Origin of the sequence: Psychrobacillus sp. BM2, from assembly GCF_048572895.1 — a bacterium.
Classification (GTDB): domain Bacteria; phylum Bacillota; class Bacilli; order Bacillales_A; family Planococcaceae; genus Psychrobacillus.
Genome location: NZ_CP183878.1, coordinates 2,591,400 through 2,610,581 on the forward strand (window position 1 = coordinate 2,591,400; position 19,182 = coordinate 2,610,581).

20 protein-coding genes, 1 pseudogene and 1 other annotated feature are annotated in these 19,182 nt (G+C 35.3%); of the genes and pseudogenes, 5 read left to right on the forward strand and 16 right to left on the reverse strand.

Going from position 1 to position 19,182, the window contains the following annotated elements:
- The first annotated feature begins 5 nt into the window (after positions 1 to 5).
- Positions 6 to 485 (forward strand): GAF domain-containing protein, encoded by a 480-nt coding sequence (locus ACN6MX_RS12670; protein ID WP_419959262.1) that lies wholly within the window; start codon positions 6 to 8, stop codon positions 483 to 485.
- A gap of 86 nt (positions 486 to 571) precedes the next feature.
- Here the strand turns inward: ACN6MX_RS12670 and ACN6MX_RS12675 are convergent.
- From ACN6MX_RS12675 to ACN6MX_RS12715, 9 genes and pseudogenes are all read right to left on the reverse strand, one after another.
- A pseudogene (locus ACN6MX_RS12675) lies at positions 572 to 664 on the reverse strand (GNAT family N-acetyltransferase); the annotation flags it as partial.
- A 5-nt stretch (positions 665 to 669) separates the two neighbouring features.
- On the reverse strand, positions 670 to 804 hold the full coding sequence (locus ACN6MX_RS12680) for a hypothetical protein (protein ID WP_419959263.1): 135 nt from the start codon (positions 802 to 804) through the stop codon (positions 670 to 672).
- Between the two features lie 5 nt (positions 805 to 809).
- A complete protein-coding gene (locus ACN6MX_RS12685; RefSeq protein ID WP_419959264.1) occupies positions 810 to 1,307 on the reverse strand; it encodes a tetratricopeptide repeat protein in 498 nt (165 codons plus the stop codon).
- A gap of 58 nt (positions 1,308 to 1,365) precedes the next feature.
- On the reverse strand, positions 1,366 to 1,890 hold the full coding sequence (locus ACN6MX_RS12690; RefSeq protein WP_419959265.1) for a cysteine hydrolase family protein: 525 nt from the start codon (positions 1,888 to 1,890) through the stop codon (positions 1,366 to 1,368).
- Between the two features lie 29 nt (positions 1,891 to 1,919).
- A complete protein-coding gene (locus ACN6MX_RS12695; protein WP_419959266.1) occupies positions 1,920 to 2,480 on the reverse strand; it encodes an AAA family ATPase in 561 nt (186 codons plus the stop codon).
- Positions 2,481 to 2,585: 105 nt separating this feature from the next.
- Positions 2,586 to 3,161 carry an SMI1/KNR4 family protein gene (locus ACN6MX_RS12700; RefSeq protein WP_419959267.1) on the reverse strand — a complete coding sequence of 192 codons (576 nt, stop codon included), beginning with the start codon at positions 3,159 to 3,161 and terminating at the stop codon, positions 2,586 to 2,588.
- Positions 3,162 to 3,247: 86 nt separating this feature from the next.
- Positions 3,248 to 3,694 (reverse strand): GNAT family N-acetyltransferase, encoded by a 447-nt coding sequence (locus ACN6MX_RS12705; protein WP_419959268.1) that lies wholly within the window; start codon positions 3,692 to 3,694, stop codon positions 3,248 to 3,250.
- Positions 3,695 to 3,886: 192 nt separating this feature from the next.
- On the reverse strand, positions 3,887 to 5,074 hold the full coding sequence (gene megL / locus ACN6MX_RS12710; protein ID WP_419959269.1) for a methionine gamma-lyase: 1,188 nt from the start codon (positions 5,072 to 5,074) through the stop codon (positions 3,887 to 3,889).
- A 72-nt stretch (positions 5,075 to 5,146) separates the two neighbouring features.
- Positions 5,147 to 7,009 (reverse strand): diguanylate cyclase domain-containing protein, encoded by a 1,863-nt coding sequence (locus tag ACN6MX_RS12715; protein WP_419959270.1) that lies wholly within the window; start codon positions 7,007 to 7,009, stop codon positions 5,147 to 5,149.
- 364 nt (positions 7,010 to 7,373) lie between these two features.
- Here ACN6MX_RS12715 and rpsD point away from each other — a divergent pair, with 364 nt between their 5' ends.
- The gene (rpsD, locus tag ACN6MX_RS12720) at positions 7,374 to 7,976 is read left to right on the forward strand and encodes a 30S ribosomal protein S4 (RefSeq protein WP_419959271.1); all 603 of its coding nucleotides are present in this window, start codon (positions 7,374 to 7,376) and stop codon (positions 7,974 to 7,976) included.
- Positions 7,977 to 8,099: 123 nt separating this feature from the next.
- Here the strand turns inward: rpsD and ACN6MX_RS12725 are convergent, their stop codons facing one another.
- The 3 genes from ACN6MX_RS12725 to ACN6MX_RS12735 form a co-directional block, all read right to left on the reverse strand.
- A complete protein-coding gene (locus ACN6MX_RS12725; protein ID WP_419959272.1) occupies positions 8,100 to 8,588 on the reverse strand; it encodes a YjdJ family protein in 489 nt (162 codons plus the stop codon).
- A gap of 164 nt (positions 8,589 to 8,752) precedes the next feature.
- On the reverse strand, positions 8,753 to 9,379 hold the full coding sequence (locus ACN6MX_RS12730) for a methyltransferase domain-containing protein (protein WP_419962618.1): 627 nt from the start codon (positions 9,377 to 9,379) through the stop codon (positions 8,753 to 8,755).
- A 291-nt stretch (positions 9,380 to 9,670) separates the two neighbouring features.
- Complete coding sequence (locus ACN6MX_RS12735) at positions 9,671 to 9,919, reverse strand: hypothetical protein (protein WP_419959273.1); 249 nt, start codon at positions 9,917 to 9,919, stop codon at positions 9,671 to 9,673.
- 199 nt (positions 9,920 to 10,118) lie between these two features.
- Here ACN6MX_RS12735 and ACN6MX_RS12740 point away from each other — a divergent pair, with 199 nt between their 5' ends.
- Positions 10,119 to 10,280 (forward strand): hypothetical protein, encoded by a 162-nt coding sequence (locus ACN6MX_RS12740; RefSeq protein WP_419959274.1) that lies wholly within the window; start codon positions 10,119 to 10,121, stop codon positions 10,278 to 10,280.
- A 60-nt stretch (positions 10,281 to 10,340) separates the two neighbouring features.
- Here ACN6MX_RS12740 and tyrS read toward each other — a convergent pair whose 3' ends face one another.
- Positions 10,341 to 11,603, reverse strand: coding sequence for a tyrosine--tRNA ligase (tyrS, locus tag ACN6MX_RS12745; protein WP_419959275.1), 1,263 nt, complete (start codon positions 11,601 to 11,603; stop codon positions 10,341 to 10,343).
- A gap of 48 nt (positions 11,604 to 11,651) precedes the next feature.
- Positions 11,652 to 11,848, reverse strand: a binding site (T-box leader).
- Positions 11,849 to 11,947: 99 nt separating this feature from the next.
- Here tyrS and ACN6MX_RS12750 point away from each other — a divergent pair.
- Both ACN6MX_RS12750 and ACN6MX_RS12755 read left to right on the forward strand, forming a co-directional pair.
- Positions 11,948 to 14,878, forward strand: coding sequence for a transglycosylase domain-containing protein (locus ACN6MX_RS12750; RefSeq protein WP_419959276.1), 2,931 nt, complete (start codon positions 11,948 to 11,950; stop codon positions 14,876 to 14,878).
- 550 nt (positions 14,879 to 15,428) lie between these two features.
- Complete coding sequence (locus ACN6MX_RS12755; RefSeq protein WP_419959277.1) at positions 15,429 to 15,806, forward strand: SET domain-containing protein; 378 nt, start codon at positions 15,429 to 15,431, stop codon at positions 15,804 to 15,806.
- A gap of 89 nt (positions 15,807 to 15,895) precedes the next feature.
- On the opposite strand, the gene ACN6MX_RS12760 is transcribed toward ACN6MX_RS12755, so the two are convergent.
- From ACN6MX_RS12760 to ACN6MX_RS12770, 3 genes are all read right to left on the reverse strand, one after another.
- Positions 15,896 to 16,507 (reverse strand): trimeric intracellular cation channel family protein, encoded by a 612-nt coding sequence (locus ACN6MX_RS12760; protein WP_419959278.1) that lies wholly within the window; start codon positions 16,505 to 16,507, stop codon positions 15,896 to 15,898.
- Positions 16,508 to 16,594: 87 nt separating this feature from the next.
- Positions 16,595 to 17,776, reverse strand: a complete 1,182-nt coding sequence (locus ACN6MX_RS12765; RefSeq protein WP_419959279.1) for an amidohydrolase — start codon at positions 17,774 to 17,776, stop codon at positions 16,595 to 16,597.
- A 14-nt stretch (positions 17,777 to 17,790) separates the two neighbouring features.
- Positions 17,791 to 19,179 carry an MFS transporter gene (locus ACN6MX_RS12770; RefSeq protein ID WP_419962619.1) on the reverse strand — a complete coding sequence of 463 codons (1,389 nt, stop codon included), beginning with the start codon at positions 19,177 to 19,179 and terminating at the stop codon, positions 17,791 to 17,793.
- Between the last annotated feature and the right edge of the window lie 3 nt (positions 19,180 to 19,182).

Here is a 19,182-nt window from a genome sequence, read left to right on the forward strand (position 1 = left end):
TTAATATGTTCACAAAATCAGCATACTCAGAAGACTTAACAGCAAATTATAATATGCTTTCCAAACAACTAGACGCTCTTTTAACCGGGGAGACAAATGCAATTGCAAATTTCAGTAATGCATCTGCATTATTAAATCAATTTTTTGATCAGATAAATTGGGTTGGATTTTATATAATCGAAGATGGAGAGCTAGTATTGGGACCATTTCAAGGATTACCTGCATGTGTAAGAATCCCACTAAGTAGAGGTGTATGCGGAGCCGCTGCTTCAAAACAAGAAACAATTATTGTCCCAGACGTACACGCATATCCAGGTCATATCGCATGTGATGCAGCGTCACAATCCGAAATTGTAGTTCCCATCGTTAAAGACGGAGAACTTGTAGGAGTTTTGGACATCGATAGTCCTATTAAAGATCGATTCACCGAGCAGGATGCGGAAGGTTTGGAACAATTTATCCAAATATTGGTGAAGCATATTTAATAAGTCAATAATAGACAATTATAGAAAGGACCACTTTTAGGTCCTTTTTATTTGCTCTTTCTCGACTAATGCAATCCGTATAAAGGTTAAACTAATTTATACATAAGAACGTCATCTACATATAATTCCTCATTAAATTTAGCTTCTTTAATTTTACGTCCTTCTTCTACAAATCCCAGTTACTTTATTGCTCAGTTGTCGTCACATCCAACTCATCTAAAACAGAAATCATAAATTCGTTTTCTGAAACAACTTCTCTTTGGATTTCTAACATGTCTTTTGTATCATCTATAATTCCACCCCTTATAAAAACCTCCATAATTATTAGCCCCCTTTAATATCCCAAATCTCATCCAATCTATCAGAATAGAAATCTATTGCTCTTTTATAATTAAGTATCTCCTTATCTGTTGTGGTATCTATCAAGCAGTTTAATAATAGCTCCATAGCTTTACTATGCTCATTCAAATTGAATAGGGTCATCGAATAAAACACTTGGATTGCTCTATTGTTAGGAAATACCCCTATTCCTTTTAAAAATATAGCTTTTGACTTTTCATATTCACCCAATGACCTATATGTACTACCCAAACCGAGAAAAGCTCCTTCTAGTTCCTTAGATGACAACCCCAGTTTGATTGCCTTTTCATAAAAGGGTACTGCCTTAGCTTCTTCTCCTAGTAAATCAAAACTCCAAGCACAATGGTAATTAATAGAAGGATTCTCCGGGAACTCCTGAACAAGCTGTAATAGTATCGAGTTAGATTCTTTATGATTCCCACTCGTTCGTAATTCCATAGCTTTGTCTAATTCTCTTTCCATTATTTCATCTCCTATAACTTTTTCTACCGCTTTACTGCACATAAGTTTAAAGTCTTAATCAATCGAACTTAATGTCTTTACTCGGATAAACATCAGCAAACCACCGCAACACGCCATTGTGGTGGTTAATGATCTGCTGTGCAGTTAGTTCCTTGGAATCCCATGTACTATGTGTGTCTGAAACTAAGGTCACCTTATATCCCATACTAAAAGCTCTTCTACATGTAGTGTCAACACACACTTCTGTTTGAATACCTACGATAATCAAATGTTCAATCCCTTGTTTTTTCAACTCCATATCTAGAGGTGTATTAAAAAATGAATCAGGGGTTGTTTTTTGAATAATAGTATCTTCATTATTTGGAGAAATGCTAGAATGAATTTCCCAGCTACTTGTTCCATGCTCTAATGGTTTACCAACGGATGCATGATGCTGTATATAAAAAATAGGTGTCTGCATAGACCTTGCACGGACTAATAATTCATTTAAGTTTTGTAGTAACATATCTGATTTGAAAACTTCATCACCTGCTTGGAACATTCCATTTTGAACGTCAATTATTAATAGCGCTTCCTTTGTCAAAATGCTCCCCCTTTCGGTTCTTCAAGATACTATAATTGAAACTCTGTTATTATCATTTGAGCAACTTCTTCCGCACTTAAATAAGTATTATCTATTCTCAAATAATTTTCCTTTGTAATTTCACCCTCCTTAGAATTCAACCTACTATTCTCTAGAGTATCTAATAGATGTTGTTCAGATTGTTCCATGTTTCTCTTAGTTGGTTTATGTTCAAGTCTATGTGGTGTCTTATTTCTCTTTAACCTTTCAGCCACATTGGCTTCTAATTCAACAAAATAAATGCTAGCTCCTTGGGAAGATACAATTTGGCACATCTTTTCTATATCATCCCAATCTTCTTTCTGATCAAAATACCATACCTTAGTAAAAATCATCCCATTACTATCACTTTTTGAAAATGAATTAAATATTTCCTGTCGAAATAGATGTGTTAATCTCCACATTTCTGGAGTAAATCCAAATAGTGGCTCTAACAGATCAATGGTCATATGGTTATGAAATAACTTCATGCCTGTACTCTTTGCTAATTCCTGTCCGACAGTCATTTTTCCAACTGCTTGTGGTCCAAATATAAAAACAAACTTTTTCATAGTGACTTTCTCCCCATCCAAAAAAAATAAGAACTTTATTTCTTTTATTGAAGTACAAAAACCTTTTTATATAAATTCATTGACACCAAACATCCCAGAGTCTGTTCAATCAAACCAGTCATAGAGTATTTCTAATCGTTCCTCATACGATGGGTAAATCACGTAGAACACAGGATAAGACTTCTCATCCTCTTCATCATCGTGTTCCCATAATAAGGTTAACCATTCTTCAAAGTTATCTAAAACCTTTACAATTCGTGGTTCTATTTGGCTAACAAACCCAACCTTGTACTCTTGATCAGGAATACTATCTTCACATATGAATACCCAATGATTGTTCGAATGGTCTCCAGCATCAAACGTTGTAAAGGATATAAGTCGTTTAGGTTCTATCCACTCTTTAGTTTCTACTATTAAAATCTCATTAGTAATGTCTGGAATAATCCTATCGATTTTGCCAATATCACCAGAAGGAGAGTTTCTACTAACACCTCCTATTGGTTCACAATCCAATAAAAAAATACCATTGGAGAATTCCTTCAGAAACCTCACAAATGAAACAGGCAAACGATATCCAAGTGTTTTTTCATATGTTGCAATCATTTCATCTGTAGCAATATCGAATCGATCAACATCAGGATATTTTTTATTAAATTGTTCTATAAATTCATCTATTCTCAAATTAGCGTCCCCTCAAATGTAAGTTAAAATTGTTACAACGAGAAAGTAATAAATTCAGACAGTCTACCACTTATCTAATGCTTAAGCTAATTTTGTAAATTTTTTTCAAGTATAATTTTATGTAACCCTTTTTCATCCGTATACGTGTCCATGACATCAAAGCCATTTTTTATATTCAAAATTAGCATCCTACGCCATCTATTCATTGTTTTTGTTTGAACAACACTATAACCTTTTTCTCTTAAATATTGATGTTGCTTTTCCATTAAGGTAGAGCCAATCCCAAATTCCCTAAAATTAGTATCTACCCCGCCTAACCAACTATAAAATTTAGTATCGCCTAATGCATAGCCAATCTTGTATCCAATAACTTTTTCACCACTCATAGCAGTAATAACTAATAATCCAGGTTTATTTGCCATCTTATTAATAAAATTATCAGAGGTACCAAAAATAGCTGTATGTAATTCTACAATGCTTTCCAATAAGCGAGCACCAGGTAGCGAATCAAAAATAAGATAATCAATCTTCAATTATATCCCCTCCAATTCCAGTTACTTAATTGATCGCTATTAAGTGAACATGTTTAGATGTATAATCACTTCTCATAACATAAAAATATCTTCTATTAGCATTACGTTAGAATATTCAAAAGGTTCCACTTTTGTATAGAACACTTGAAAACGAATAACTAAAAAGTGGAAGGAGACTTCTCCTTCCACTCTTTACATTTTAGCTAATGCTTGCTGTAAATCTTCTACGATATCACTAGAATTCTCCAACCCGACGGAAAGTCTTAATAAGCCGCCTGTTATACCCATCTCTAATCGATCTTTTTCAGGTACAACTGAATGAGTCATTGTGTAGGGATGTTGGATCAGAGTTTCGGCATCTCCTAAACTAACTGCAATTTTTATCAGCTTAAGCTCATTCATAAGCTTTTGCGCCTGTTTCAATCCTCCTTTTATAGTAAAGGAAATTAGACCCCCACCAGCTTTCATCTGTTTCTTTGCCACATGATACCCTGGATTATCTACATCAAATGGATAATAAATATTTTCAACGGAGGTATGTGCCTTTAAAAAGTCAAATACTTTACTAGCATTTTCCGAATGTCTATCCATACGGATATGCAACGTTTTCAAACCGCGTATTAATAACCATGCATCAAACGGTGAAATGATACCACCAAAGTCTTTTTGAACAGTGCCGCGAATTGTATCCATTTCATTTTTATTTCTTCCAACTAGAATTCCTGCGATGACATCACCGTGTCCATTAATATATTTTGTGGCACTGTGAAGCACGAAATCTGCTCCTAGCTCAATCGGATTTTGTAAGTACGGTGAGGAGAATGTATTATCCACAATGACTGGGATGCTATGTTTCTTGGCAACTTTTGTAATTAGTTCAATATCTACAATTTCCATCGTTGGATTAATAGGTGTTTCTATATATATACAACTAGTATTTGGTTTAATCGCATTTTCTATCTCTTCTTCAGTCAATAAAGCTTTTAAGTCATGTGAAATATTATACTTATCCTTCAATATTTTTAGCAGTCCGAACGTACAACCATAAATTCCTCTCGTGCAAAGAATATGATCACCTGACTTAGTAAGATGAACCAAAATACTACTTACAGCAGCCATACCTGAGCCAAATGCTAATGCACCTTCCCCTAACTCCATCATAGCCATCCGTTCTTCCAATACTTGTACCGTAGGGTTCCCTAATCGGGAGTAAACTCCACCCAGTTCTTCACCAGCAAATCTTCTTTCTCCTTGTTCTGCTGTGTCAAATGCGAATGTCGATGTCTGATAAAGTGGAACAGAAAGGCTATCATGGTGCTCAGCTGTTTTGTACCCCTTATGGATATACAATGTTTCTTTGGAAAACTTTGAATTACTCATAAAATAACCCCCTTTTTTGTAAACGCTTACACTAAGTGTACTCGGAATTTTATAAAAAGAAAAGGCACCCCCTCAGGAAGAGTGAGATGCCTTATAAACGCAAAGTTGATTTTTACCATTATTTTTTGCTTTATACAATACAGTATCCGCATAGTGGAAAAGGTTATTAAAACTTAAATCATCACTTCGTTGCCAGTTTGATACACCAATCGAAACTGTGACAGATGGGTTGGTCTTCCCGGGAATGACCGTTAATAACTGTTCGCATACTTCTATACCTTGTTCTAGTGACATATGAGAGAAGTATAGGGCTAGCTCTTCCCCACCCCATCTTGCACTTATTCCTTTATTTTTTATCATTCCTTGTATAATTCTTGCTATTTGTTTTAAAATTTCATCTCCGATTTGATGGCCATGAGTATCATTTACTCGTTTAAAATTATCAATATCAATAAGTACAAAGACACCTTGATCATCAGTTTCCATTGCCTTTTCAACAAATCTATCCAAGTAGTTTCTTGCAAAAAGATTTGTTAAATGATCTCGATCAACCATTTTTTGTAGCTTATTTCTTAAGGTTGAATTGCTAATGGCTAAAGACGAATGCTGTATCAAGGACTGCATTAATTTATAATTGTCAAAAGAGAAATAATAGGGTTCCTTATGCATGATAATACTAAAACCAGTTATATTACTTTGCTCTTTTAAAGGAATGGCCACCAAAGAGCGGTATTCATATTTTAAATCTGTTAACCGATTAGAATCGGCAACAAATAAAGAATCTTTATTCGTTTTAAAGTGGTTCGTGACATATTGAGTATATAGCTGCCCATCCATAGTATGAAATAACTCCGTACTTGCTGGTGAAATTTTATATTCATCATTTTCTATAAATACAAAGCCTACGTGCTCAGGTTTGAAAAACTTCATTAACTGATTTCGTAAAAAGATAACCATCTCATCTAATGACAAATTCATATTCAACTTATGCGACGTTTCGTTAATTAATTGTAAATCGGATACCAATCGATGAGATTGAATATATAACTTAGCATTTTCCAAAGCATTGCCCGCAGCTGCAGCTAGTAAAATCGCAAATTCTTTTTGCCTAATCGAAAATAAGTAATCTAGCGGGGCAGAAATTTGCAATATACCATAGATTCCTTGTTTTCCAATGATTGGAATATTTAGCAATCGAACACCTAAGTCTTGAGCCAATTCAGTCGTTATTTCACCGGAGACATAGGCCTCGACCGTAGTATTTCTTTCTGTAGTATAATCGAATAACTTATATGGAACAGATGTTTTACGATCTTGATCATTTGATAAGATAAGTATGGACTTGAATTTCGGGAAAGCTATTTGGATCGAATGTAATGTTCCCTCTAATATTTGACCTATATCTAATGTTGAATTAAACATTTTCGTTACATTAAACAAATTTCGATACTGGTTCTCTTGCTGTGTTAAATAAACCGACTTTTTAATAGTTTTAACTAATTTAGTAATTGTTATTATAAATTCGTCTAGTTGAGGTGTTTGTGAAAACTCTTTCCATTTATCTGTGGATTCCATTATGATTAATCCTAATGGCTGTAATTCCACATCTCTTAATAATAATGCTACGTCATTATCGGAAGAATGTTTTACTTGAAGTGTGTGCACATCGATAAAGTCTTTATCATAGAAAAACGTTTCAATCTCTGACCATTTAATAGCATTGAGCTTTTTCGTAAATGAATGATTCCATGAAAGTTGCAGAAAAGTTTCTGCATCGTATATAAAATATTTTGCTTGCTGTATGTCAAAAAAATCAAATAAAATTCCTTGCAAGTCTTCGAACCATTTAATACTCGATTCATGTGTGAATACGTTTTCATTCCAAATATCTAGAATACTACTTTTTAGATGGGTAATCTTATCTGCGCTTTCCATTACTTCACCTCTCAAGCTTTCCAAGAGTGACTGCGGTACTTTTGTCACTGTAATGAATAATTCAATATAACTATATTTTATCCTATTTATCCATTCTCTGTCTATCGTATTTTTGTAATTATTTTTGAACTAGAATATCATTTGACTTTTACTATATATAAAGATACAATGAAATTTGTGTAAAATAAATGCAGCAGTTGTATGGCCTAGATTGCTCATTTTGTTCCTCTATACTATAGATGGTGTATCCCGTAACCCTCGGCTGCTAGGGCGATGATACATGAAAACAAAATGTCTGCTAGTCTGAATACATCTGGTCTTATTTTACAACAAAAATAAAACCAACATAGAGGAGGAGACATATATGTCTCGTTATACAGGTCCATCATGGAAATTATCACGTCGTCTTGGTATTTCACTAAGCGGTACTGGTAAAGAATTAGAAAAACGCCCTTACGCACCAGGACAACACGGTCCTAACCAACGCAAAAAATTAACTGAGTACGGTCTTCAATTACAAGAAAAACAAAAACTTCGTCACACTTATGGTGTAAACGAACGTCAATTCCGTACATTATTTGATAAAGCTGGTAAAATGCCTGGTAAACATGGTGAAAACTTCATGATTCTTCTTGAAACTCGCCTTGATAACATTGTATACCGTTTAGGTCTTGCTCGTACACGTCGTGGAGCACGTCAATTAGTAAACCACGGTCACGTTATGGTTGATGGTAAACGTGTTGATATTCCTTCATTCCGTCTAAAAGCAGGTCAAGAAATTTCTCTTCGTGAAAAATCTCAAAACCTTGACGTTGTAAACGAATCTATGGAAGTTAATAACTTCGTTCCAGAATATTTAACTTTTAACGCAGACAACAAAGTAGGTACTTTCGTTCGTAATCCAGAACGTGGAGAACTAGCTGCAGAAATCAATGAAGCTCTTATCGTTGAGTACTACTCTCGTTAATATTATTGCTCTGCAAAGAGTAATATTAAAAGCCTTTGAAACCCTTATAATTCACGGTTTCGAGGCTTTTTTTATAGCAAGTATTTTAACTGTCTCTTAGCTTAGGTGCGACTCTACACGATGTTACACTCTATTTGTGTTTATAGGTTGCCTATGCTTAAAATTTCTTAACCATATTAAAGCAGCAACAGCTAAACATATAAGTCCACTTACTAAAGTAATCCAGGAAAAAATCATTCCGCCAATTGTTGATGAATTAAATATTATACCACTCAGTAATATCATAATAGAACCTATTAATCCCCAAAATCCTAAAGTCCATTTAGACTCACATTTTATTAAACAATAACCAACTATACCCAGAATGTAGAAAATACTAAGTATCATAATAGCGGGAAAAAGGGGTTGAAATTTAGCTGCATAAACAAAATAATCCAGTTGGCTAATTTCACTACCATTCAAAATTTCAATGTTAAATAATTTAGTAAATGGCGTTGAATACCTCCATTCCAAAGAGTTATAAGTTATCGTACTCCCTTCATACCAAGCAATAATTGTGGATACCACTAAAGTAAAGGTTCCAACTATGAGTTGTAATGCATACTTAAACAATTTTCACCCTCCTAACAACTTCAACTTTATTACCAGTATTTAGTTAATTATTATCACAAGATCACGAATCACATAGAAATTTCAATATTTTATATAGCTTCCCATTTATGAATACTGATGTATAAGGACAAGAGTTATTAACTTCGCGGAACCATTATTGCTCTTTATAATACCTTCTTACATTTTATAACTATAAAATTTATTGAAGGTTTATTTTTCATGTCCTTACTTGGCTCATCGATTTCTGTAAACTCCACCAGTCCATGTTTTTCAAATTCTTGTTTTATGGAGTCGGAATCATAAAAAAACATTTTTACATCTTCCATTATCTCGAAATAGTCTTTATCCAATTGTTTTCCTTTACCAAACATTGGAGCTTTTTTTGAAACAGTGGTCAAAATCATATATCCATTTGGCTTTAACTGATCATAGCAATCCTTTAAAAACTTTTCTCTCTCCTCATTATTCAATAAACGAAGAAGTGCATGAGAAAATATACCGTCATAAAGTTTGTTATCAAAAGGCATGTCAGATACTGAACCATGAAATATGTTTATATCAAGCTCATTTTGTCTCGCCAAATCAATCGCTGTTTTTGATATTTCGATACCTGTCACATTTAACCCATTATCAATAAAAACCTTTGCATTTCTACCATATCCAATACCCGGCACTAGTATATCCCTCACATTTTTTTCGAGGAAAAAATTCTTTGTTAAGATTGCAGAATCTGTAGGTTCAAATCCCCATATCGCTTGTTTTTCTATAAAACTTGATTCCCAGAATTCCAGTATTTCTCTCTCCTTTATGTTTTATTTTAACTTTGTTAGGTTGCTTGACGTTATTGTTTGTTTTTAATTCACCGTTTCTTAATGTTACTATAAATTATACGACAAATAAGATATCAATTCTCCCCGTTTGAGGGAATTGATATCTTTACTTCAAAGGAATTTTTTCAGTGCTCTCAAGAAATTTGAGAGATACTTGTTTCCTCTCTTTATAACTTAAAGGTGTTTAGCTTTCTATTTCTATCACACCAAATGTTTACGCTTCCACAACTAGCTTTAATTTAAGTTCAATAGTTAACTTTTTTTCATATTTTCTATTAAGTCCAATAATCTTTGTTTCGTATTATCTGCTTCTTCTTCTAGGAGTTTAAAATTATAGCCAGATTTATCTGCATTAATTTCTACTTCCAATAAATCTCCCGCTTTCGCATCTACCGTAAATTTATCTTTTAAGATGACTAGTTTATTTGCTTTATTATCCTTTTCAAATAAAACAACAAAAAAATCATCAAAATGATGTAATACATATCTCTTTACACTCACTGCTAACGTCCCCTCAATCCAATAATAAAAAAATTATGTTTTAAACCCAAACTTTTGTCCTAAGTATCATTTTAACCTATTTCATGTTCTTTTTTAACTAATAATATTTTCTTTTTTCATCTTCTTGTTAAATTTGTGACTATTTAAACAAAACTTGTTAATACTAACGAGGAACTTTTAAGAAATGGGAGGGTTTTATTTGAAAACGGATAAATCGTTTAATTCACCTAATAAGAAGAAAGATAATGTTACAGGCGAAAATTATCTTGAGTATCAAAAGCTAGATGAACAGCAGAAGAAACAGCTTCATGTAAAAGATGGTCAAAATAATCATCATATAGATGAGCGTGGCGGTTTTTAATAACCCATTTTGTTCTTAAAAAGCTACTTCCCATTATAGTATTGGGAAGTAGCTTTTATCTTATACAAACTTAATCATTTTATAATTTTTCTTACCACGACGCATAATCATAAACTCATCTTCTAAGCGATCTGCTCCACTTACTACATATGCAACATCTGTGATTTTTTCTCCATTAATAGAAATTGCACCATTGGTTACATCTTCACGTGCCTGGCGTTTAGATGGTGATACTGTTGCCTCCACTATGAAGTCTACAATATTTTTTTCTTCTTTAGCCATCTCAACAGATGGTACATCTTTAAATGCATCTTTCATTTCTTCTGCAGTCAAAGCTTTCAAATTCCCACTAAACAATGCCTGGGAAATTCTTATAGCTTGGTCTAACGCATATTGCCCATGGATGAGGCGAGTCATTTCTTCTGCTAAAGTAATTTGTGCTTTTCTTAAATGTGGCTCATTTTCAACTGTAACTTCTAAAGCCTCAATTTCCGCACGCTCTAAGAAAGTAAAAATTTTCAAGTACTTAATAACGTCTGAGTCTGCTGTATTAATCCAAAACTGATAAAATTCGTATGGCGATGTCTTCTTCGCATCTAACCAAACAGAACCAGATGCAGACTTACCGAATTTTGTTCCATCCGCTTTTGTTACTAACGGAATTGTGATACCATAAGCCTTTGTATTATCATCATGTGTTTTACGTATCACTTCTAAACCAGTAGTAATATTCCCCCACTGATCAGATCCCCCAACTTGAACTCGACATCCAAAATGATCATATAAATGATTAAAATCAATTCCTTGAATTAGCGTATACGCAAACTCAGTGAAAGAAAGCCCTGTATCTAATCGAGAAGCAATAGAATCTTTCCCAAGCATATAGTTGATGTTAATCAGTTTTCCAAAATCACGTAGGAATTCAATCACATCCATAGAGCCAATCCACTCTCGGTTATTCACCATTTGTGCACCGTTTTCGGTATCAAAATCAAAAATTTGTTCCATTTGTTTTTTTATACCTTGAACATTCAAATCAATCTGTTCCGTTGTTTGTAATTGACGCTCTTCTGAACGCCCCGAAGGATCCCCAATCATTCCTGTTGCTCCACCAACTAGAAGAATCGGTCTATGTCCGTGCATTTGAAAGCGTCTTAGCGTTAACAACGGAACAATATGTCCAATATGCATACTATCTGCTGTCGGATCTACCCCACAGTACAACGAAACTTTTTCCTCACTTAGAAGCTGCTCCATACCTTCAGCATCTGTTTGTTGGTATAAAAGACCTCTCCAAGCTAAATCATCCAATAAATTCGTCATTAATACTACCTCCTCAAAATAAAAAAGTCCCTACATGATAAATAATCATGCAGGGACGCTTAATCAATTAGCGCGGTACCACCCAGCTTGAAGGATTTACTCCTTCCGCTTCAATCACCGTATCGTTGTGAGTACGTTTAACTCCAAGCCTGTAATTCGTTTTTATACACTGACTAGCTCTCACCAACCGCTAGCTCTCTTCACAGTATGCATAAATACTACTTCGGACTTTTCTTCGTTAAAATATATACCTATTTTACCTAATCTACGTTGTATGTCAATAACTATCGTCTTACAATATATGCTTATGGTATAATAATTCATGATTTAGGGGGGAGAATTGAATGAAGAAATGGCTAGAAAAAATACAAATCTTTAAAGATAAATTTGATGTGTGGGAATCTACAAAATGGGCTAAGGGATTAAGAATATCCTCAGGTGTTTTATGGAATTTATGTTTACTTTTCATGGTAGGACTCCTGACATTAGGGGTATTCGGTGTATCTGTCGGTGCAGGCTATTTTGCTTCATTAGTAAAAGAAGAGCCACTTCGTGATAAAGAAGAAATGCGAAGTGCTGTATTAAATTATGAAGAGACATCAGAGGTCTATTTTGACGGAGATATATATTTAGGCAAATTACGTACTGATTTAGAAAGAACAGAAACTAAATTATCAGAGGTTTCTCCTTATGTAATTGATGCAGTACTTGCAACAGAGGACGAGTATTTTGAAGTGCATAACGGAATTGTTCCAAAAGCAATATTCCGCGGATTACTTCAGGATGTATCAAATTCTGATACACAAACTGGAGGATCAACATTAACACAACAATTAATCAAAAACCAAGTTTTAACAAACGAAGTATCTTACGAACGAAAGGCTAAAGAGATATTATTAGCAATGCGTTTGGAACACTTTATGAACAAAGATGAAATACTAGAATCATATCTAAATATTATTCCTTATGGGAGAAATTCTAATGGAAGAAATATTGCAGGGATTGAAACCGCAGCAAATGGAATATTTAATATAAAAGCAAAAGATCTAACATTACCTCAAGCAGCCTACATTGCGGGTATTCCACAAGCTCCATTTGCCTACACACCATTTCGACAAGGCGGAGAGATTAAAGAAGGTGAAGCTCTACAGCTTGGTATTGAGCGGATGAGGACAGTTCTATTCCGTATGAATGAAACTGGCTATATTACGGATGAAGAATACAATAATGCAGTAAGCTATGATATTACTAAAGATTTTAGAGAGCCAGAAACTCTCCCAGAAGATAAATACCCTTGGTTGACGACTGAAATTGAAAATAGAGTAAAAGAAATTTTAAGAGATAAGTTTGCGGAAGCAGACTCTATTGATCCCGCTAGATTAGATAAAGAAGAGAAACTATATGAAAAGTATAATATTTTAGCCCAACGTTCGATTAGTACAGATGGTTATCGCATTCACACCACTATCAACAAAGATATGTATTTAGCTATGTTAAAAGTGAGAGATGAGTTCGAATATTATGGCCATACGTTCCAGAAGGAAGTAAAAGATGAGGATTCCGGAGAGATAGTTTTAAAAGACTTCCCTGTTCAAGTCGGGGGGATGCTAATAGAAAATGGTACAGGTAAAATTCTTTCCTTCTTAGGAGGAAGAGATCATAAGCTTGATAAAGTAAACTACTCTACACAAGGTATTAGACCAATAGGTTCTACGATTAAGCCACTACTAGTATATGCTCCCGCGATAGAATACGGGGTAATTGGTGCAGGTAGTCCAGTAGTCGATGTGAAGCTGGACAATTTAAGTAGTACCACATGGGCGAAATCACCATCTAACTATACAACTGCTCAGGAATTAGGTATCATTTCTGCTCGAGAAGCATTGACAACGTCTCAAAACTTGTCCACTATCCGATTATACGATTTAATCATGGATCGTAAGCCTACTGACTTCTTAATAAAAATGGGATTTGAGAGTATTGGCGAAGCTGAGTATGCTAATCATGCACTTTCCATTGGTGGGATGACAAAAGGTGCAACACTCGAGGAAAATACAAATGCCTTTGGTACATTTGGAAATAACGGACAGTTTATTGATGCTTATATGATAGAGAAAATTGAAGACGTAGATGGTAATCTGATTTATCAGCATGAAGTGGAAGCAGTACCGGTTTTCAGTGCCGCTACTTCCTATATTATTACTGATATGTTAAGAGATGTACTGTCTAAAGGGACTGCAAAATTAGCAAACTCTAGATTGAAATTCCAATCTGATTTTGGTGCAAAAACAGGTACAACGCAAAATCATAATGATTCATGGCTAGTTGGCTATAACCCAAATATTTCTTTAGGAGTTTGGTTGGGTTATGGAGATGATACACAGACATTATATTATATGAATAATCGTTACAATCACCCAAGTGTGCGAGTCAATATGTTCTGGTCTAATATGATGAATGCAATGTATGATGTGAATCCCGAATTAGTGGATGCCTCTACTAACTTTACAGCACCTGAAGGAGTGGTTACTAGATCGTTCTGTGGAATTTCAGGACTTGCCGTTTCAGATGCATGTTCTCAAGCTGGTTTAGTGAAGTCTGATTTATTTAACGCTACTGTTTTATTACCAACTGCAAAAGATGATAGCTTAATCTCTTCTTCCTATGTAGAGATAAATGGAAACAGATATCGTGCGCTCGATAACACGCCAGGTGAATTTGTCGTAAGTGGTGGTTATGGTGTTAACGAAGACTTTATAAAACGGATGCTCGGGAAATTTGGAGGTAATGCTTCTAAGCTATTCCCAACAAAATCCGCCTTTGGAGGAAATGTAGTTTCTGAGGAAGTATTTAATGCTGACGGAAGTCCACCTGCTACAGTCACAGCGACAATGACTAATGGAACGATGACATGGTCTAAGTCTACTTCTGGAGATGTTGTAGGATATAGAGTGTACGAAGTCGGAAATGGACAAAGAACACTGATTTCTTCTAAGAAAGAGGCTGCCGGAAACAGTTTACCTATAAATCGTGCAGGTCAATTTATCGCTGTTGCTGTCGATATCACCGGGATGGAATCTGGTTCATCTAATATAGTGTCTATAGAAGAAGCAGAACCACCTGAGCCAGTGGTTCCACCAACAGCACCAGAAGAGAATGAAGAGAATCCCGTAATACCTCCTACTATAGATCCAACTGTTCCACCGGTTGAAGAAAATCCTGTCACTCCTCCTGTAGAGGAAGGACCCTCCTCTCCAGGTGAAGGCGGAGGATAACTAAAACAAATTGAAATATCGACAAAGCCCAATTTCTATTTAGAATTGGGCTTTTTTGAATAGAGAAGTACAATGGCCAACGAAATTGTATCTTCGAGGTCCGCACGATGCGGGTTAGGCAATCATTGCGATTGCATTGTCGCGCCCTTAGACTGTCTTCCCCTCTAAGAGTAAAATCGTATCTTTACTTTAGTTAAACAAAAACGCACTAACCTGTTTCTAATAGTTTTAGAAGGGTGAAGGACAGACACAAGCCGCAAAATTACCAAAAAAAGGGATGCTGGTTGGTTGTGACGTCCGTCACAACCAACCAGCATCCCTAAAAAATCACTCGGTAATCCTATAGCAAAACGTCTGTCCAAAGCCCTTCGAATACGATAGAAATAGGTTTTGATTTTTAAGGACCGGGCATTTTTTAGCAGGTTTTTCTTATCTCATTAAATGGATCACTTATAGCTCACTTTTCTCACATCAAATAAAAAAAGAGCATAATGTCCAAATTAATGTTACAGTTAGGAAGAATATTTTAAAAGTGAGTAGGCGAACAAACATGATTGAGGTAAAAACATCTCCATTAAGTGATGGAGAATTCAATAGAGGGGTATTTGCTACATGTGATATCAAAAAAGGAGAGCTTTTCCATGAAGCTCCTGTCATTGCGTATCCAAATGACCAGCATCAATACATCGAGCAAACCATACTTGGAGATTATGCTTTTGAGTATGGGATAAATCATTCAGCTATCCTTCTTGGTTATGGAATGTTGTTTAACCATTCTTATGAACCTAATGCAATGTATGAGATTAACTTTAATAATCACACATTTGACTTCTATGCTTATACAAATATAAAAGCAGGAGATGAAATTCTAATCAATTACAATGGCGACATTGATAATAAAGATAAGCTGTGGTTTGATGAAGAATAAAGAAGACATGCAGGCGATACTTGAAAGTTGGCCTTCCAAAATGCAACAGCTGTATTAAAAAACAAGGGATAATTGCTATCCCTTGTTTTTTATTTACCCATACTTATTTTATCATCAATATTACGTGGTAGATTCCACTTAAAATAAACAGATAATATTCTTAATATAACGATAATGATTAAGAGGGAAAATGTGCTGTAGGGACCACGTATCCAATCTAAACCTATGGCAAGACCCGCTAATACTGCCCATAAGGCATAAATTCCAGAACGGAAGATCATCGGTTTTCGACCTGCGAACATATCTCTTATCATCCCACCACCTGTACCTGTCATGGAAGCTGCTATAATTACTACTATTAATGGAGCATCAATTGATACTGCATAATTTGCACCTTGTATGGCGAATGCTGCTAAACCAATGGCATCAAAAAACACCTCACAATTTTTCCATTTACTAATCCATTTTTTCGGCAATATATAGACTATCGTAATAGCCAATAACGCTATTTCAAATAAATAATCTTGTAACCAAAAGTCCTCAATTGGTATACCAATTAATAGATTACGAACGAGTCCTCCTCCGAATGCTGTTGTAAATCCTAAAACATAAATACCGAATATGTCATACTCCTCTTCTAATGCAACAAGCACACCACTTATCGCAAATGCAACAGTACCAATGATGTTCAGAATGTCCATGTCAAAGCGATCCCTCCCCTCCTCAGGTGAATCCATTCAATCGCAAAAGAGTCATTCAAAAAGTGAATTTTGAACGACTCTACTGTTTTATTCTTGTATACTACAAACAACTTGTCCGACAGCTTTTGCTGCAACTAAGAGTGCATCTTCGTCGATATCAAATTTTGGATTATGGTTGAAATATGGTTTTTCAACGCCTTTTGGTGTACATCCAATATAAAAGTAACAAGCAGGGAATTTTTCAGCATAGTAAGCGAAGTCTTCAGATGGTGCCATTGGTGGGACTTCTTTTACTTCTGTAATTTCTTTCACATTCGCATTTTTTAGTGCTTCTGCCACTTTTTCTGTAAGTTCAGGATTATTGTACAAAGGCGGATAGTCTGGTGTATACGTAAGCTCACAAGTTACATCGAACTCTTCCTCAAGTCCTTTGACAAGACGTTTTACTTCTCGTTCAATCGTTTCTTTTGTTTCAACAGTCATATAACGGATATCACCTTCAAGCTCTACGCTATCCTTTATCACATTAAAGGTACCAGCTCCATCAAATGATCCTATTGTAATTACTCCTATGTCAAACGGACTTAATCGGCGGCTTATAATAGTTTGAATCGCGGTTACAAAGTGAGCACCTGCTACAATTGCATCATTTGCTAAATGAGGCGATGAACCATGCCCACCTCGTCCTTGTATTTTCAACTTCATGTATGCTCGACCATTGAAAGCAAAGCCTTTATTGTAACCAACCATACCAGCAGGACCAATTGGTAGTAAGTGAATTCCAAACACTTCATCTAAATCGTCCAACAGTCCAGATTCTACAATACTTTTTGCTCCACCTGGTGGAACCTCTTCTGCATGCTGATGGATGATTTTAATAGTTCCGGATAGTTCTGATTTCAGTTGAATTAAACAATCTGCAAGAACTAACATGTAAGCTGTATGACCATCATGTCCGCATGCATGCATGACACCCTCATTTTTAGACTTAAAAGGAACGAGCGTTTCTTCTACAATTGGAAGTGCATCAAAGTCTGCTCGCAAACCAATTGTTTTTCCAGGTTTCCCACCTTTTATGGTTATAATAATTCCGTAACCATTTCCGACGTTAGTTTGTATTTCTACATCTTTCCCTTTGTAAAAGTCAGCAATATACCCGGCTGTTTTTTCTTCTTTAAATGATAATTCAGGATGTTCATGTAAATAACGGCGAATTTGAATCATTTCATCTTTACGTTCATCCAACATTTTCATTAGTTTTTCTTTCATAACTAACACGCTCCTTATTTAACTTCGCTTTTACCAGCATTATTTGGAACCATGAAAATAATTGATAATAATGCGATGATGCCAAAAATTACATTGGCGATAATACCTCCAGTTGCCGCTGCATCAACCCCGCTATTGGCTGCGATCATTGAATATACAGTAGCTGATATAGCAACTCCGAAAGCAGAACCGAGGGAACTTGCCATTTTATAAATACCCGATGCTGCACCAATTTTATCATCAGGTGCATTCGAAACTGCGGTGTCTGTAGATGGTGTTGCATAGATTCCTAATCCTAACCCAAACAAAGCAAATCCGATAAATACAACAACTGTGTAAGCTACATCTGGTAAGAATGTTAAGCCCATCACCCCAACACCGATAAGCGTCAAAATTGTACCCCAAAGCATAGGTTTTTTCGCACCAATTTTTTGAAGAATCTTTTCTCCAACACGAATCATCGCAAGCACAGCAATTAGATAACCGATCGAAAGCATACCTGATTGAAAAGATGTAAACCCTCTTCCTTCTTGTACATACGTATTCGCAACAACAAGAGTTCCAGCTATAGCATTGAGCAAGAAGTTTGAAACCGTTGCACCAGTGTAAGGTGCGTTTTTAAATAATCCAAAATCGATTAGAGCATTCGATTTACCATTTTCAACTTTTATAAAGATAATCGCACCAATTACTGTGACAATTAACAGTACAATCGTAATCCAGTTTGCCCAACCAATTTCAGCACCTTGTGTGATGAAAATATTCAATGCCAACATTGTTATAATGAAAATAATTAGACCACTAACATCAAATTTAGAATTGCCAGTTTGTTTAGCTTTACTTTCAGGGGTGTCTTTTAATAACAATAACGCAAGAATTGCGATGATAATCGAGAAGATGAAAATCCATCTCCATCCCATATATGTTGCAATTGCTCCACCGAATAACGAACAAACACCTGAACCACCCCAAGAACCAATTGACCAATAGCTAAGTGCCCGTTGACGTTCAGCCCCTTCAAAATAGGCTTTCATCAAGCCAATCGTTGCAGGCATAATACAAGCAGCCGAAAAACCTTGAATGATCCGACCAATAATGAGTAATGTTGACCCAGTTGCTAAAACTAAACAAAGTGAACCAATTATACTTAAAATGAGTCCGATATTCGTCATTTTTTTCCGTCCAATTTTATCAGCAAGTCCACCAGCTGCTACTATAAAAATACCCGAGAATAGCGCTGTTAAACTAATTGCAATGTTTAATGTACCCGAAGAAACTCCTAAATCCTTTTGAACTACGGGAACTACGTTAACCATTGCTTGCGCAAATAGCCAAAATGTTAATACTCCAAATACAATCCCTGTAATCATTTTATTTGTACCTTTGTAGGTTGTTTCCATAATTTT